This window comes from Halomonas hibernica (genome assembly GCF_013183775.1).
Taxonomy (GTDB): domain Bacteria; phylum Pseudomonadota; class Gammaproteobacteria; order Pseudomonadales; family Halomonadaceae; genus Vreelandella; species Vreelandella citrativorans.
Genome location: NZ_VIFN01000004.1, coordinates 116,849 through 132,214 on the forward strand (window position 1 = coordinate 116,849; position 15,366 = coordinate 132,214).

A 15,366-nucleotide genomic window follows, 5' to 3' on the forward strand; every position below is an offset into this window, starting at 1 on the left:
ATACGCCGAATGCTTGATCCCCATTTCGATAACTGCTTAGAGGTGATGCATGCCAACGACCGAGGAGCTTTCTGCGCCAAAAGCCCCGGCGGCGAGGGTGACCTACCGCGCTGCTTTAGCGCGCGACGCCGCCGACCAGGCAGAAGTGTTTTACCATGCGGTCATGCAAGGCGCAGCCAGCCACTATGAGCTTAGCCAGCGGCGCGCCTGGGCCAATGCGCTGCCCCGTGAAGCCAGCGCCTGGGCGGTTCGCCACGCGCTTTACACTACACTGGTGGCGGTGTGCGACGGGCGCTGTGTGGGCTTCCTTGAGCTTGATGTGAAGGAAGGGCGTATCGAAACGCTGTATGTGTGGCCCTCGCTGACCGGGCGTGGTATTGGCACCACACTGTTGATTCATGCTGAGCGTATGCTGTTGGAGCAGGGAGTTGATCGCATAGAGATTGAGGCGAGCCTGATGCTTTATGACCGCCTGCTGCGCCGAGGCTGGGAAAACCTGGGCGAGCAGTGGGTTGAACGAAGCGGTGAGTCACTTCAGCGCTATCGGATGGAAAAGCGCCTGAGTGCGATTGAAACCTGAGCTTGAGACTAACTCTGACCCTGGCTATACGCTATAGCTGCGGGTAATTCGCATGGAGAGATCAATGGACTGGATATCTTTGGTCAGCGCGCCGCTGGAAATACAGTCGATCCCCGTATCGGCAATCGCTTTGAGCGTAGCCGCATCGACATTGCCTGAGGCCTCAAGCGTGGCGCGCCCGCCGTTCAGTTCGACTGCTACGTACAAATCTTCAAGTGCGAAATTATCCAGCATGATGATGTCAGCCCCGGCCGCCAATGCCTGGTCAAGCTCTTCAAAGGTCTCTACTTCCACCTCTACCGGCACATCCTTGGCAAGTGCCCTTGCATGACTCACCGCGGCCTTGATGCCGCCGCATGCCGAAATGTGGTTCTCCTTGATTAAGAATGCATCCCAAAGACCTATTCGATGATTGTGGCCTCCGCCACACGTAACAGCGTATTTTTGCGCCAAACGCAGGCCGGGAAGCGTTTTGCGGGTATCGAGCAGGCGAACGCCGGTACCCTCAATCAAGTTGACGTAGCGGCGCGTTGCGGTTGCCGTGGCAGACAGCGTTTGTAACATGTTGAGCGCCGCGCGCTCCCCGGTTAACAAACTACGTGCCGGGCCTTCCAGTTCCAAAAAGCCTTGGCCTTTATCCAGCAAGTCGCCGTCAGCGGCTAGCCAGCGAAGCGTGACGCGCGCATCCAACTGCTGAAAAATTTCATCGACCCACGCAGTCCCACACAGCACCGCAGACTCACGGGTAATCACCGTCGCCGTTGCCCACTGGTCCTCGGGAATTAGCTGGGCAGTAATATCGCCTGAGCCTATATCTTCGTTAAGCAGGCGAGTCACGCAGGTGCTGATCTCTTCAGCTAGCGCATTTTGGTTATTCATGGCGGTGAGCTCTCTGGGCATGATCAAATGAGACCGGCATTATAGTAAAAGAGAGCCGCTAATGAGAGCAGTGAAAAGAGCGCGACGTAAAGGAGACTTTGTGGGTGATTAATGACCAGACACACGACGGCTGGTGGGGCAGGGCGCGCAGGGTTGACTCGCCCAATTATGATGCGCGACCTACTGATGACGTATCGTTATTGGTACTGCATGCGATCAGTTTACCTCCTGGGCAATTTAGTGGTGATGCGATAGAGGCGCTGTTCACTAATCAACTGGCAACGGACCAGCACCCTTTTTTTGCCGAGATTGCCCATTTACGCGTTTCAGCGCACCTGCTTATCCGGCGTGATGGTGAGTGCGTGCAGTTCGTGAATACGGATCAGCGCGCCTGGCACGCTGGGCGTTCACGCTGGTGGGATAGCCACGCCATGCAGTGGCGGCAGGCATTGAATGACATTTCACTGGGCATTGAGTTGGAAGGTGATGACATAACGCCCTTTACCAAGGCGCAGTACCACGCGCTGGCAGAAGTCACTCAGTGGTTAATGGTTCGCTACCCAGCGCTTGATGCGTCACGAATGACGGGCCATGCGCATATCGCGCCGCTGCGTAAAACGGACCCAGGGCCCGCCTTTGATTGGGCCTACTTTTACCAGTGTTTGGCGAAAACCCACCTTGATACGCTTTAAAAAGAGCGATTAAGTTGTTCAACGACAAGAAAATAAAACGGTAGTTTAGCTACACTGCCTACGCATAAAGAGTAATAGGAAGCACTGTCGAAGCGTCTATGTTGCAGTGCAATAGTTTGTTTTCGATACGCTTTTCCACTACTCCGGAATTGGCAGCGTGGCGACTTTGCGGTATCTTCCTATATACAAAAGGCTAACTTTTACGACATTTATGTAGCTTTACTACATTCAGTGGTCTGTAGCTCGTTGAATATAGAGCTAAAAAAACATTAGCGTTACCGCGCAAATGCTTTTCTGCGGTGGCCATCAATCACCGCAGCTGCCCCAAACCCGTACGGGTTGGCGGGGCTCATGTCATTTATCGTCATTCGGAGAGACCTCTATGAGTCTGGAGACAAGAGAAGATCTCGATCCGGTCGAAACCACGGAGTGGCTGGAATCCCTGGAATCGGTGCTGGATCGTGAGGGCGAAGATCGCGCCCGTTACCTGATGACCCGCCTGGCGGATCGATTGCGCCGGGATGGGATGAAGGTGCCCTTCTCGGTGACAACCCCGCACCGCAACACGATTCCGCTGCATCGTGAAGCGCGGATGCCTGGTGATCTGTTCATGGAGCGGCGCATTCGCTCCTTGATTCGCTACAACGCGATCGCCCAGGTCATTCGTAATAACCGGGCCAACCCCGGGCTTGGCGGCCACATTGCCAGCTTTATGTCATCGGCAACCCTTTATGATGTGGGCTTTAACCACTTCTTCCGTGCGCCTAAAGATGACTTCGCTGGCGACCTGATCTACATCCAGGGTCACGTAGCGCCGGGCATTTACGCACGCTCCTTCCTGGAAGGTCGTCTGTCTGAAGATCAGATGGATAGATTCCGTCAGGAAGTAGATGGCGATGGCTTGTCATCGTATCCGCACCCTTGGCTGATGCCGGATTACTGGCAGTTCCCGACCGTCTCCATGGGCCTTGGCCCAATCCAGGCGATCTACCAGGCCCACGTGATGAAGTACCTGCATCATCGTGAAATGAAAGACATGTACGATCGCAAGATCTGGTGTTTCATGGGCGATGGCGAGTGTGATGAGCCGGAATCCTTGGGTGCCATCTCACTGGCAGGTCGTGAGAACCTGGATAACCTGATCTTCGTTATCAACTGTAACTTGCAGCGTCTGGACGGCCCTGTACGCGGTAACTCTCGCGTTATGGACGAGTTTGAAGGCGTTTTCCGCGGTGCCGGTTGGAACGTAATTAAAGTCGTTTGGGGTCGTCACTGGGATCCGTTGTTTGAGAAGGATAGTAAAGGCGTCCTTCAAAAACGTATGGATGAAGCGGTCGACGGTGAGTACCAGAACTACAAGGCTAACGGCGGCTCTTACACCCGTGAGCACTTCTTTGGTAAGTATCCTGAAACCGAAGAAATGGTTAAAGATCTTTCCGATGATGATATCTGGAAGCTCAATCGCGGTGGCCACGACCCGTTCAAGGTCTATGCGGCCTATCATGAAGCCGTTAACTCCACTAACGGTAAGCCGACGGTTATCCTGGCGCATACGGTAAAAGGTTACGGTATGGGTAGCGGCGATGGCGAAGCAGCCAACGAAGCGCACCAGGTGAAAAGCATGGAGTACGAAGCACTGCGGACCTTCCGCGACCGCTTCGGTATTCCGCTTTCCGATGAGCAGCTCAAGGAAGTGCCTTACTACAAGCCAGAAGATGATTCGCCCGAGCTTAAGTATATGCACCTGCAACGCGAGCGCTTAAACGGCTACCTGCCGAGCCGCAAAAGCGATTTTGAAGCGTTGGAAATCCCCACGCTTGAAGACAAAACCTTCGCCACGCAAATGGCGGGTTCAAAAGGTCGTGAAGTATCGACCACCATGTCCTTTGTGCGTGTGCTCAATGGCTTGGTTAAAGACAAGAAGCTTGGCAAGCTGGTCGTTCCGATTATCCCTGATGAAGCGCGTACCTTCGGTATGGAAGGTATGTTCCGTCAGCTCGGCATTTATACCGCCGAAGGCCAGAAGTATGAGCCGATGGATAAAGGCCAAATCATGTACTACCGCGAGGACCAGAAAGGCCAGGTTCTCGAAGAAGGTATTACGGAAGCCGGCGCGATGTCCGCGTGGATGGCGGCTGCCACGTCTTACAGCAATAACCACCTGACGCTGTTGCCGTTCTACATCTACTACTCGATGTTTGGCTTCCAGCGCATTGGCGACTTGGCTTGGGCCGCAGGTGACCTGCAGGCACGTGGCTTTATGGTCGGTGGTACCGCCGGGCGTACGACGCTTAATGGCGAAGGTTTGCAGCACCAGGATGGCCACAGCTTAATCCAGGCGTCGACCATTCCTAACTGCCGTAGCTACGACCCCACGTACGGTCACGAAGTCGCTGTCATCGTTCAGGATGGTTTGAAGCGCATGTTCACTGATAAAGAGAACTGCTTCTACTACCTGACCGTGATGAACGAGAACTACGAGCATCCGGAGCTTGAAAACGTACCGGTCGACGATATCGTCAAAGGCATGTACCTGCTGCGTGAGACGAAGGGCGACAAGGGCCGCGTTCAGCTGATGGGGTCTGGCACCATTCTGCGTGAAGTGGAAGCCGCCGCTGAGCTGCTCGAACAAGACTGGGGTGTTGGCGCTGACATCTGGAGCGTGACCAGCTTTAACGAACTGCGTCGTGAAGCGCTGCTGCTTGAGCGTGAATCCTTCCTGAATCCGGACGCTGAGGCCAATAAGCCGCACGTGACGAAATGCCTGGAAGGCCGTGACGGTCCGGTCATTGCTTCGACGGACTACATGAAGCTCTATGCGGATCAGGTCCGTGCATGGGTACCAGGCGACTATACTGTTCTGGGTACCGATGGCTATGGTCGTTCGGACACGCGTAAGAAGCTGCGTTACTTCTTCGAGGTGGATCGCTACTTCGTTGTTGTAGCGGCCCTGCGTGCACTGGCTGAGCGTGGCGAGATTGAACGTAAGCAGGTTGGCGAAGCCATGAACAAATATGGCATCGACGCTAACAAGCCGAACCCGCTGACCAGCTAAACCGCTGCCCGGCGGGTTAAGTACCCGCCGGCTCGATCCGATTTGAAAGGAGCGCGACCTTGAGTAGCGAAATCATCAAAGTGCCCGACATCGGCGGTAGCGAAGGTGTCGAAATCATCGAGATCGCGGTGTCGGAAGGCGACGTCATTGCAGCGGAAGACACCCTGATCACGCTGGAGTCTGATAAAGCCAGCATGGATATACCGGCCCCGAAGGGCGGTAAAGTCGTTAAAGTGCTGGTTAAAGAAGGCGATACCGTTTCCGAAGGTGACGATATCGTTGAGCTGGAAGCGGAAGGCAGCGGCGATGCCGAGGAAGAGGTCGACAAGCAAGCGTCCGAACCCGAGCAGAAAGAAGCCCCTGCGGCCGAAGAGAAGCCCAAGTCCGAGCAGAAAAGCGCCAGGAAATCCGGTGGCGGTAAGCAAACCGTGGATATCAAAGTGCCGGACCTAGGCGGCTCTGACAACGTTGAGATCATCGAAGTTGCGGTGAGTGAAGGCGATAGTATCGATGCTGAAGATACGCTGATCACCCTGGAGTCTGATAAAGCCTCCATGGATGTGCCGAGCCCGCATACCGGCAAAATTGTCGCGTTTACCGTTAAAGAAGGCGACACGGTTTCTGAAGGCGATGTTATCGGCCAGATGGAAATCGAAGGTGAAGGTAGCGACGAGGCCGACGATGAAGCGCCTGCTGAGGAAGAGGCGAGCGCCTCCAGCAGCGAGCCTGAAGATACCCGCAGCGACGACAGCGAAGACGACGCGGCCAGCGGCGAGCCAGAGCGCAAGGAGATCCGCGTTCCGGATATTTCCGGCTCTACCGACGTACCGATTATTGAGATCGGTGTGGCAGTAGGCGATGAGATCAGCGAAGAAGATCCGTTGATTACGCTGGAATCTGATAAAGCCTCCATGGACGTCCCCAGCCCCTATAAAGGCAAGCTCCTTGAGCTGACCGTTAAAGAGGGTGATACCGTTTCTGAAGGCGATATCATTGGTTATATGGAAGTAGCGGGCGCGAAGAAAGCCGCTTCCAAGCCAGCGCCGAAGAAGGAGACTGCTCAGAAAACCGCTGAGAAGAGCACTGCCAAGCAGGGCGCATCAACCGTAGGCGGTACGCCCAGCCCTGAAGCGCAAATGGCCGCGCACAAGCCGCGTGATGGCAAGTTGGTACACGCAGGCCCAGCCGTGCGTATGCTGGCCCGCGAGTTTGGCGTCGACATTGGCCTGGTTAAGCCCAGCGGCCCCAAAGAGCGCGTGCTCAAAGAGGACGTTCAGGCCTATGTGAAGCAGGTCATTGCGAACCAGGGCAAGGCGCAAGCATCGGGCGGAGCAGCTGCCGCCACGGGTGGCGCCGGTATTCCGCCGATTCCGGACGTCGATTTCAGCCAGTTCGGTGAAGTGGAAGAGAAGCCGATGGGCCGCCTGTTGAAAATGGGCGCGACCAATCTGCATCGTAGCTGGCTCAACGTGCCCCACGTGACCCAGTTTGACGAAGCGGATATCACCGAGCTTGAGAACTTCCGTAAGTCGATGAAAGCCGAAGCTGAAGCGCAGGGGGCCAAGTTAACCCCGCTGCCCTTCCTGGTGAAAGCGTGTGCTTTTGCGCTGCGTAAGTTCCCGCAGTTTAACGTCAGCTTAAAAGGCGACGGCGAAACGCTGGTATGGAAGAACTACGTTCATATCGGTATTGCTGTTGATACCCCTGATGGCTTGATGGTGCCGGTACTGCGTGATGCCGATAAGAAGTCCTTGATCGAGATTGCCAAGGACATGGCAGAGCTGGGTAAAAAGGCACAAACCAAGAAGCTCAAGCGGGAAGAGATGACCGGTGGCTGTTTCACTATTTCGAGCCTGGGTTCGATTGGTGGCACGGCGTTTACGCCGATCGTGAATGCGCCTGAGGTGGCTATTTTGGGTGTTTCCAAAGCCCAAATGAAGCCGGTTTGGGATGGCGGTGCCTTCCAACCGCGCTTGATGATGCCGCTGTCGCTTTCCTATGATCACCGGGCAATTAACGGTGCGGATGCTGCGCGTTTCACGGCATTCCTGGCGGATGTGTTGACCGATATTCGCCGCTTGTTGCTGTAATCAGGTTGTCGGCATGATGTGGATTGTCGTGGCGCCGTTTGATGCGGTATCACGGCAATCCACGCAGCAGTATATGAGAAAGTAGCTGCAAATTAGGTTTAGTCAACGGCGCCCAGTGATGGGCGCCGTTTGCGTTTAGCGCTTCAAACGAGGCGGTCGGTGCGCCTGGCGTGCATCACTTGGCTGTTTTATTTAAAAAAATCTTACAAAAATACCCTTCTCAGGCTTTTGGGGAGTTGTGCCGCATGAGTGGCCCGGTTATTGTCGGTTAATTCATTTTATTGCGTTTTACTTTCAAGGAGCAGTGGCCATGCGTTTAATCCTGTTGGGTGCCCCCGGCGCGGGGAAAGGGACTCAAGCTCAATATATTTGCGAGCAGTTCAAGATTCCTCAGATTTCCACCGGGGATATGCTACGCGCGGCAATCAAAGACGGCACCGAGCTGGGGCTAAAAGTTAAAGAGATAATGAACAGTGGTGGCCTGGTGTCTGATCAGATCATTATTGACTTGGTGAAAGAGCGTATCAGCCAGCCAGATTGCGAGAATGGGTTCCTGTTTGACGGGTTCCCGCGGACCATCCCTCAGGCCGATGCCATGAAAGAGGGTGGCGTGAAGATTGACCACGTGCTTGAGATCGCTGTCCCGGATGAAGAAATTGTCAACCGCTTGGCGGGTCGCCGCGTTCACCCGGCGTCCGGGCGTGTTTACCACGTCGATCATAATCCGCCTAAAGAGCCTGGCAAAGACGATGTAACGGGCGAGCAGCTTATTCAGCGTGAAGATGACCAGGAATCAACCGTGCGTAACCGCTTGTCGGTTTATCACGATCAAACGGCACCGCTGGTGGATTACTACCAGCAGTGGGCAAACAAGGACGCTGAAGCAGCGCCCCAGTACCACCGTGTTGAAGGCGTAGGCAGCGTTGCCGATATTACGCGCCAGGTAAAAGAAGCCCTTGGCTGATGACACGATGCTCGCTAAGCCGATGGCCCGCCAAGCGCGGGCCATCGTCGTATGGGCGCACTAAAGGTATAATGTTCGACTACTTATCACGAGTGCGGAATTGCTATGTCGTTACACCTTCTTGCGCTAGATGCCTCATCCAGCGCCTGCTCGGTAGCACTGCTACGTCAGAACGGCGCTGACCGCGAATGTCTAGCGCGCTACGAGATGACGCCGCGTGCGCATACTCGGCGGTTAATGCCGATGGTGGACGAGCTGTTAGCGCAAGCGCAGATTACACCGGCGGCGCTCGACGCCATTGCCTTTGGACAAGGGCCGGGCTCATTTACCGGGCTGAGAATCGCTACCGGAACGGCACAAGGCCTGGCCTTTGGTTTGGACCGGCCATTACTCGGCGTCTCAACGCTCAAGGCGTTGGCTCTCCAGGCCCACCGGCGCTTTCACTTTCGCTATATCGTCACTGCTCTGGATGCGCGTATGGGCGAGATCTACGCGGCCACATGGCACTGTTTGAACGATAGCGTGAGTCTGGAACAAGCTGAAGCCGTGTTGGCCCCGGAAGCGTTTTCGCTACCTGAAGCTGAAACTGACTGGGTCGGCGTAGGCTCAGGTTTTACGCTTTGGGAGCGCTTTGCAGCCACGGTGCAAGTGAGCATGAGCCAGCACCTGGTTGATATGGAACCTCGTGCTGAAGAGATGGCCTGGTTGGGTGCCGATGATTTAGCGGCAGGGTTAGGTCAGCCGGCGCATCTGGCTCAGCCGGTGTATTTGCGCAATAACGTTGCCTGGAAAAAGCCGGCATGAGCCTGCCTGAAAAGGCCGTACTCCCAGAAGGACTGGCGCTTACGTATTGCGAGGGACGTTTAGTGCTGGCAGGGGATGAAAAACGCTATGGTAAACCGCTAAGCGTTGATTTCGTGACGGGTAAAGCAGCCCATCGGCGTCAGTTTGGCGGTGGGCGAGGCCAACTGGTTGCCAAGGCGTGCGGGCTTGCTAAAGGCGTGACGCCAAGCGTTGTCGATGCGACGGCAGGGCTTGGGCGGGATGCCTTTGTACTGGCTGCACTGGGCGCTCATGTGCTGCTGGTTGAGCGTGTCAGCGCGATTGCCGCGCTGTTGGAAGACGGCCTGCTGAGAGCCGCTAAAGCGCATGATATCGCTGATATCATCGCTCGCATGACCTTACGCCATGGCGACGCGGCTCAGTCGCTTGAAGCGTTGGTTGCCAAGGCCGCGTTTGATCCACAGGTCGTGCACCTGGACCCGATGTTTCCGCATCGGGAAAAGTCGGCGCTGGTCAAAAAAGAGATGCGCCTGTTTCGCGAATTGGCGGGCGATGACGATGATGCGCCGCGTTTGTTGGAAGCCGCTCTGGAGGTAGCGACACACCGGGTGGTGGTAAAACGTCCCCGTAAAGCCCCTCCGATTGCAGGCCCCGCGCCTCAGCATGTGTTGGAGGGAAAGACCAGCCGCTATGATCTCTATGTTAAGCAGTCGCTTCATCGTTGAGTCGATACCCATTACGCATTAACGAGGTATTTCATCAGGAGCAGAGCGCTATGAAGTATCAGCCCCTGACATGGCATGCGGGCAATCGATTTACCCTGCTGCCAGAGGCGTCTCGCTTTCTACCCGCCATGCTTGAAGCCATCAACCACGCCAATCACTATGTGTTGGTTGAGCTTTACTTGATGGAGTCGGGAGCGCTTGCTGACCAGGTGATACAAGCACTAACAACGGCAGCCCAGCGGGGTGTAAGGGTGTATCTGCTGTTGGATGGCTTTGGTTCCAAGGGGCTTGCTAGCAGCGACCGCGAGCGGCTTCTTGACGCGGGCGTGGCGCTGCGCTTTTTCAATCCGGTGGGGCTCCACTCACTGGCCCGGAACCTTAGTCGTGACCACCGCAAAATTATAGTGGTCGATGGACAAATAGCCTTTACCGGTGGGTTTGGCGCCGTCGATGAATTTTTAGAGGCATGGTACGACATTGCCGTGCGTATTGAAGGCCCGGTCATCGCCGACTGGGAGATGCTTTTTCGCACCCTTTGGCGTTCGCGCTTAACACGCGCAGAGGATAAGCGTCCTCCGGCGCCTCTTCCTCAACAGCGCCAGGCAGAGGCGTTTGAAGGCGGGGCAATCGGCCGAGCCATACAGGGCCGAGGCTACCGGTATCAGGCGATTCGTCACTCGCTTTACCGCCGGGTGCAGGGCGTTCAAGGGCGCCTTTGGCTCTGTACGCCCTATTTCGTGCCTACGTTTACACTGCGCCGTCGCTTGGCGCGGGCTGCAAAGCGGGGCGTGGATGTACGCCTTTTGCTGCCCGGCGCGAAGCATGACCACCCCAGCGTGCGTTACGCAGGACAACGTTTTTATCAGTCGATGCTTAAAGCGGGCGTACGCATTTACGAATTCCAGCCGACGTTTATTCATGCCAAATTTGTACTCGCGGATGACTGGGTGAGTATTGGCTCGTGTAACTTCGATCACTGGAATCTGCACTGGAACCTGGAGGCCAATCAGGAAGTGATGGACGAGCGGCTTGCTCAGGATGTGTGCGCTATGTTTGAGCGTAATTTTTCGGCCAGCAAGGAAGTGCTGGCCGAGGAGTGGGCCGCGCGCTCCTGGAAGCAGCGCGCCTTTGAATGGATATTTGGTACGCTGGATTCAGTGATTACCCGGCTTAAGTAACGATACCGGGTTGAATGAACACTGACTTAGCGACGCTTGCGGTTCTTGGCAGGCGTTTTTTTGCGCGGCTTGGGTTTGGGCGTTTCCGGTGGAACGCGGTAATGCAAATACAAATCAAGCACGAGCTCTGGCAATTGCGCTACCAGGCTTTCCTGGTGTGCCGTGTCGCTTGCCATCTCGGCCATGTCGGGCTCATCATCAAATAGCCCGGAAAGCAGCATAAAGGGCAAAAGCAGTGTTGCCGCGGCTTCTTCATCCTCCTGGAACCACGCGCTTTCATCGCTGAAGACGCCTTCCATAAAGCCCGCGCACCAGTCGCCAATCGGTGTTTCTTCCGCAGGCAGCCCATCCAGGGTTAAATCAAAAGGCAGTTCAGGAAGTCCGCCTTGCTCCAGCACGGCCATTGCATTGTTGCGCAGCAGGGTTAGCAGATTAACAATTTCATTGCGCTCGTTATCATCGGCATAGCGCGGTTCGCCTTGAAACAGCTCAACGAGCCACTGGGCCGGTGATACTTCGCTGGGGGCTACCGCGAGTGCCACGAGAAAGCCGTGGGCGGAGATCACGTCCAGCGCGTCTTCATCGACCTGGTCTGAGTCGAGGAAATCATCCAGCCTGTCGAGCTGCTCATCGGTCAGCAGTGGCTGCGGAGGGACAGTCTCTGGCGCGTTTGCATCGTCGGGGCGCTCTGCCATAGCAAGCCTCATGAGTTGGGTCGTTTAAAAAATGATACTAATGGGTAACCATCATTTAGGCATTCATTAATGACAAGTTTATCACTAATAGGCGCATCGCTAACGGGTACATTGCCGCTGCCGCCCTGGCCGGAAGATGAATTGGCGGCGCTGTCACCCGAGGCGCTACAAAAAGCGGCATTAAGCCGGGTCGAGCAAGCGTGGCAGCGCTGCCTGGAAGTGTATCCGCAGTTGCCGCGGCCCCGGGTATGGTTTGATTTAAAGGGCGCTTCAGCGGGGCAAGCCCATTGGGGGCGCGGTGGCCTGAGGTTTAATTTTATTTTGCTTAGTGACAATCGTACTGCGTTTTTTAACGATGTGATTCCGCATGAGATGGCGCATTGGCTGGTGTTTCATCTACGTGACGGGCGACGCTTAAAACCACACGGGCAAGAGTGGAAAACCGTGATGCGGGACTTGTTTGGGCTAGCCCCTCACGTTACCCACCGCTTCGACGTTCATAAGGCTCAGCCTGCACCTTACCGCTATCAGTGCGCTTGCCGTGAACACCTGTTGACGGCCAGGCGCCATGCGCTAGTTAACAAGGGGCGCCGCTATCGTTGTCGTCATTGCCAGGAGACGTTGGTCTATATCGCTTACGATAATCGTTGAAAGTCATCCAGGTTGCTGTTTTTTAAATAAAAAATGTTAATACCAATGTCTAAGAGGAAGCCGCCTAAGGGAGGTTTATGCTAGGGGAACATTCAGTGGTGTCGGGGCAACAAAGAATAATACCGACTACATTCCTATTGAGAGTGCGTTTCTACGGACATGAGGCAACTATGAGCGAACATCAAAACGTCTATCCGGTGCGCGATGCTATCGCCGCCAACGCCTGGGCCGATAAAGAAAAGTTCACGGCCATGTACCAGCAGTCCAAGGATGATCCCGAAGGTTTCTGGGCAGAGCAGGCCAAGCGTCTTGATTGGATTAAAGTGCCAACCATCATCAAGAACACCTCATTTAAACGGGATAATGTGGATATTCGGTGGTTTGAGGACGGCGTACTCAACGTGAGTGCCAACTGCCTTGACCGGCACCTTGAACAGCGCGGTGATCAAACGGCGATTATCTGGGAAGGCGATAATCCTGATGAATCCAAGCACATTACCTATCGTGAACTGCATGAGCGCACCTGCCAATTGGCCAATGCCCTGAAGTCGCTGGGTGTTGAGAAAGGCGATACGGTGACGATGTACATGCCCATGATCCCTGAAGCGGCCATGGCAATGCTTGCTTGTGCGCGGATTGGTGCGGTTCACTCGGTCGTCTTTGGTGGCTTTTCGCCCGATGCGGTAGCCCAGCGGATTGTTGGTGCCGATTCCAAACTGATTATTACCGCCGACGAGTCAGTGCGTGGTGGCAAACACGTGCCGCTCAAGGAGAACGTCGATTCAGCACTTACTCGCGAAGGCACCGATGTCTGCAAGAACGTACTGGTCGTAAAACGTACCGGTGGTGACATCGACTGGAAAGAAGGCCGCGATCTCTGGTTTGATGAATTGGTTGATCGACAGCAAGCGGTGTGCGACGCCGAGCCGGTGGGCGCCGAAGATCCGTTGTTTATCCTGTATACGTCCGGCTCAACAGGTGCGCCTAAAGGCCTTAAGCACACGACGGGTGGCTACCTTACCTACGCCGCCATGACTCACCAGTATGTGTTTGATTACCAGGAGGGTGAGGTCTATTGGTGCAGCGCTGATGTGGGCTGGGTGACCGGACACAGCTATATCGTCTACGGGCCGCTTGCCAACGGTGCGACCACGTTGATGTTTGAAGGCGTGCCCAGCTATCCGACTCACGGGCGCTTGGGTGAAATTGTTGATAAGCATAAGGTCAACATTCTGTACACCGCGCCCACTGCCGTGCGTGCCCTGATGGCCCATGGTGACAACGTGATGAGCACCAGCTCACGCGACAGCCTACGCCTGCTGGGTTCGGTAGGCGAGCCGATTAACCCGGAAGCCTGGGAGTGGTTCTATCGGGTGATTGGCAACGAAAACTGCCCCATTGTGGATACCTGGTGGCAAACGGAAACCGGCGGCATCATGATTTCTCCGCTGCCCGGCGCAATGGATCTAAAACCTGGCTCTGCCACGTTGCCCTTCTTTGGCGTACAACCAGCCCTGGTGGACAACGAAGGCCACCAGCTTGAAGGCGCCGCCGAAGGCAATCTAGTGATCCTTGATTCCTGGCCGGGGCAGGCGCGCTCTATCTGGGGCGATCACGAACGCTTTGTGCAGACCTACTTCTCCACCTACGATGGCATGTATTTCACCGGCGACGGCTGCCGTCGTGATGAAGATGGCTATTACTGGATTACCGGACGTGTGGATGACGTGCTTAATGTGTCGGGCCATCGCATGGGCACCGCAGAAATAGAGTCCTCGCTGGTTGCGCACTCGGCGGTGGCTGAAGCGGCGGTGGTAGGTTTCCCCCACGATATCAAGGGGCAGGGCATCTATATCTATGTAACACTGAACGATAGCATTGAGCCATCTGATGAGCTTAAGAAAGAGCTGACTCAGTGGGTGCGTAAAGATATTGGGCCTATTGCCTCCCCCGATGTGATCCAATGGGCGCCGGGGCTGCCTAAAACGCGCTCGGGCAAGATTATGCGGCGTATCTTGCGCAAGATAGCGGCCAACGAATGTGATGGCCTGGGGGACACAAGCACGCTGGCTGATCCCTCAGTGGTTGACGAATTGATTGAGCATCGAGCCAATCAATAGTAGCTTACTACTCAGTGGCTTAAGCGTGATGAGTGCTACGTAAGTTGATGAGTGTCAGCCAAAAAGAGCGCAAATAGCAGCATGCTGCGCTTATGCGTTGTAGTGCCGACCAGAGGGTCGGCACTGTTGCGTTTAAAAGGGTGACATAATGATGACAAAATATGCAGGTATGCTTGGGCATGAAGAAACCTTGGGGTACCATGCGTTGACCGTTTGAGCCTAGCGTCGTAGCGGCACGTATTTCCGCTGCACGAGGAACCGGAGGAATATCCATGGCAGTAGCCCATAAGTTTATCGTTGCAGACGACCATCCGCTGTTTCGTGCAGCGCTCACTCAGGCCTTGCGCCAATTAGCCCCGCAGGCTGAGATTGTCGAAGCCGACACCATGGAAGCCACAACGGAAGTGGTTAATCGCCATCCTGATGCCGACCTGATCTTGCTGGACTTGCACATGCCAGGTGCGCATGGCTTTTCAGGGCTCATTCAGTTGCGTGGCCAAATGCCGGATATTCCGGTGGCGGTGGTGTCGGGCAGTGATGAACCTTACGTCGTGCGGCGGGCAATTGACTACGGTGCTTCGGGCTTTATTCCTAAATCATCGTCGTTGCAGCTGATTGCTGAAGCGGTAGGCGAAATTCTTCAGGGTGAAGTCTGGCTGCCAGAGGCGTTGGCTAACGTGTTGGAAGAGACCAGTGAAGAGGAGTCGCGCTTTGCTGAAGCGATTGCTTCGTTAACGCCCCAGCAGTTTCGTGTGTTGAATATGCTAACCGAGGGGCTGCTCAATAAGCAGATTGCCTACGAGCTCAACGTTTCTGAAGCAACGATTAAAGCTCATGTGACGGCGATTTTACGCAAGCTGGGCGTTCATTCGCGCACACAAGCGGTCATTGCGGCGCAAAAACTGGAAGTCGAGCCGCCTAAAGTCGAGTCATAAACGCTCTCGTGGCGTGATT

General features: G+C 55.3%; 13 protein-coding genes. 11 read left to right on the forward strand and 2 right to left on the reverse strand.

Features of this window, described 5'->3' with window-relative positions:
- Positions 1-49 precede the first annotated feature (49 nt).
- On the forward strand, positions 50-580 hold the full coding sequence (locus FKN99_RS08225) for a GNAT family N-acetyltransferase (protein WP_172117409.1): 531 nt from the start codon (positions 50-52) through the stop codon (positions 578-580).
- Between the two features lie 24 nt (positions 581-604).
- Here FKN99_RS08225 and nadC read toward each other — a convergent pair whose 3' ends face one another.
- Positions 605-1,459 carry a carboxylating nicotinate-nucleotide diphosphorylase gene (gene nadC, locus FKN99_RS08230; RefSeq protein ID WP_172117410.1) on the reverse strand — a complete coding sequence of 285 codons (855 nt, stop codon included), beginning with the start codon at positions 1,457-1,459 and terminating at the stop codon, positions 605-607.
- Between the two features lie 107 nt (positions 1,460-1,566).
- Between nadC and ampD the strand changes: the two genes are divergently transcribed.
- The 7 genes from ampD to FKN99_RS08265 all read left to right on the forward strand — a co-directional run bounded on the left by ampD (position 1,567) and on the right by FKN99_RS08265 (position 10,946).
- Positions 1,567-2,151: a 1,6-anhydro-N-acetylmuramyl-L-alanine amidase AmpD gene (gene ampD, locus FKN99_RS08235; RefSeq protein ID WP_172117568.1), complete on the forward strand. Its 585-nt coding sequence runs from the start codon at positions 1,567-1,569 to the stop codon at positions 2,149-2,151.
- Between the two features lie 382 nt (positions 2,152-2,533).
- Positions 2,534-5,206 carry a pyruvate dehydrogenase (acetyl-transferring), homodimeric type gene (gene aceE / locus FKN99_RS08240; protein WP_172117411.1) on the forward strand — a complete coding sequence of 891 codons (2,673 nt, stop codon included), beginning with the start codon at positions 2,534-2,536 and terminating at the stop codon, positions 5,204-5,206.
- Between the two features lie 59 nt (positions 5,207-5,265).
- A complete protein-coding gene (gene aceF / locus FKN99_RS08245) occupies positions 5,266-7,296 on the forward strand; it encodes a pyruvate dehydrogenase complex dihydrolipoyllysine-residue acetyltransferase (protein ID WP_172117412.1) in 2,031 nt (676 codons plus the stop codon).
- Positions 7,297-7,606: 310 nt separating this feature from the next.
- Positions 7,607-8,260 (forward strand): adenylate kinase, encoded by a 654-nt coding sequence (adk, locus tag FKN99_RS08250; protein WP_172117413.1) that lies wholly within the window; start codon positions 7,607-7,609, stop codon positions 8,258-8,260.
- A gap of 105 nt (positions 8,261-8,365) precedes the next feature.
- The gene (tsaB, locus tag FKN99_RS08255; protein WP_172117414.1) at positions 8,366-9,064 is read left to right on the forward strand and encodes a tRNA (adenosine(37)-N6)-threonylcarbamoyltransferase complex dimerization subunit type 1 TsaB; all 699 of its coding nucleotides are present in this window, start codon (positions 8,366-8,368) and stop codon (positions 9,062-9,064) included.
- Positions 9,061-9,768, forward strand: a complete 708-nt coding sequence (locus FKN99_RS08260; RefSeq protein WP_172117415.1) for a class I SAM-dependent methyltransferase — start codon at positions 9,061-9,063, stop codon at positions 9,766-9,768. Before tsaB ends, FKN99_RS08260 begins: the two co-directional genes overlap by 4 nt.
- Before the next feature lie 50 nt (positions 9,769-9,818).
- A complete protein-coding gene (locus tag FKN99_RS08265; RefSeq protein WP_172117416.1) occupies positions 9,819-10,946 on the forward strand; it encodes a phospholipase D-like domain-containing protein in 1,128 nt (375 codons plus the stop codon).
- 26 nt (positions 10,947-10,972) lie between these two features.
- Here the strand turns inward: FKN99_RS08265 and FKN99_RS08270 are convergent, their stop codons facing one another.
- Positions 10,973-11,641, reverse strand: a complete 669-nt coding sequence (locus tag FKN99_RS08270) for a YecA/YgfB family protein (RefSeq protein WP_172117417.1) — start codon at positions 11,639-11,641, stop codon at positions 10,973-10,975.
- A 69-nt stretch (positions 11,642-11,710) separates the two neighbouring features.
- Here FKN99_RS08270 and FKN99_RS08275 point away from each other — a divergent pair, with 69 nt between their 5' ends.
- The 3 genes from FKN99_RS08275 (at position 11,711) to FKN99_RS08285 (ending at position 15,347) form a co-directional block, all read left to right on the forward strand.
- A complete protein-coding gene (locus FKN99_RS08275) occupies positions 11,711-12,292 on the forward strand; it encodes a SprT family zinc-dependent metalloprotease (RefSeq protein WP_172117418.1) in 582 nt (193 codons plus the stop codon).
- 170 nt (positions 12,293-12,462) lie between these two features.
- Complete coding sequence (acs, locus tag FKN99_RS08280; protein WP_172117419.1) at positions 12,463-14,412, forward strand: acetate--CoA ligase; 1,950 nt, start codon at positions 12,463-12,465, stop codon at positions 14,410-14,412.
- 272 nt (positions 14,413-14,684) lie between these two features.
- Positions 14,685-15,347, forward strand: a complete 663-nt coding sequence (locus FKN99_RS08285; protein ID WP_016916171.1) for a LuxR C-terminal-related transcriptional regulator — start codon at positions 14,685-14,687, stop codon at positions 15,345-15,347.
- Positions 15,348-15,366 lie beyond the last annotated feature (19 nt).

What these genes read in the sequence shown, in the direction of transcription:
- FKN99_RS08225 (WP_172117409.1), top strand. Translation starts at nt 50, where the DNA reads ATGCCAACGACCGAGGAGCTTTCTGCGCCAAAAGCCCCGGCGGCGAGG.
- nadC (WP_172117410.1), bottom strand. Translation starts at nt 1,459, where the DNA reads ATGAATAACCAAAATGCGCTAGCTGAAGAGATCAGCACCTGCGTGACT.
- aceE (WP_172117411.1), top strand. Translation starts at nt 2,534, where the DNA reads ATGAGTCTGGAGACAAGAGAAGATCTCGATCCGGTCGAAACCACGGAG.
- adk (WP_172117413.1), top strand. Translation starts at nt 7,607, where the DNA reads ATGCGTTTAATCCTGTTGGGTGCCCCCGGCGCGGGGAAAGGGACTCAA.
- tsaB (WP_172117414.1), top strand. Translation starts at nt 8,366, where the DNA reads ATGTCGTTACACCTTCTTGCGCTAGATGCCTCATCCAGCGCCTGCTCG.
- FKN99_RS08260 (WP_172117415.1), top strand. Translation starts at nt 9,061, where the DNA reads ATGAGCCTGCCTGAAAAGGCCGTACTCCCAGAAGGACTGGCGCTTACG.
- FKN99_RS08265 (WP_172117416.1), top strand. Translation starts at nt 9,819, where the DNA reads ATGAAGTATCAGCCCCTGACATGGCATGCGGGCAATCGATTTACCCTG.
- FKN99_RS08270 (WP_172117417.1), bottom strand. Translation starts at nt 11,641, where the DNA reads ATGGCAGAGCGCCCCGACGATGCAAACGCGCCAGAGACTGTCCCTCCG.
- FKN99_RS08275 (WP_172117418.1), top strand. Translation starts at nt 11,711, where the DNA reads ATGACAAGTTTATCACTAATAGGCGCATCGCTAACGGGTACATTGCCG.
- acs (WP_172117419.1), top strand. Translation starts at nt 12,463, where the DNA reads ATGAGCGAACATCAAAACGTCTATCCGGTGCGCGATGCTATCGCCGCC.
- FKN99_RS08285 (WP_016916171.1), top strand. Translation starts at nt 14,685, where the DNA reads ATGGCAGTAGCCCATAAGTTTATCGTTGCAGACGACCATCCGCTGTTT.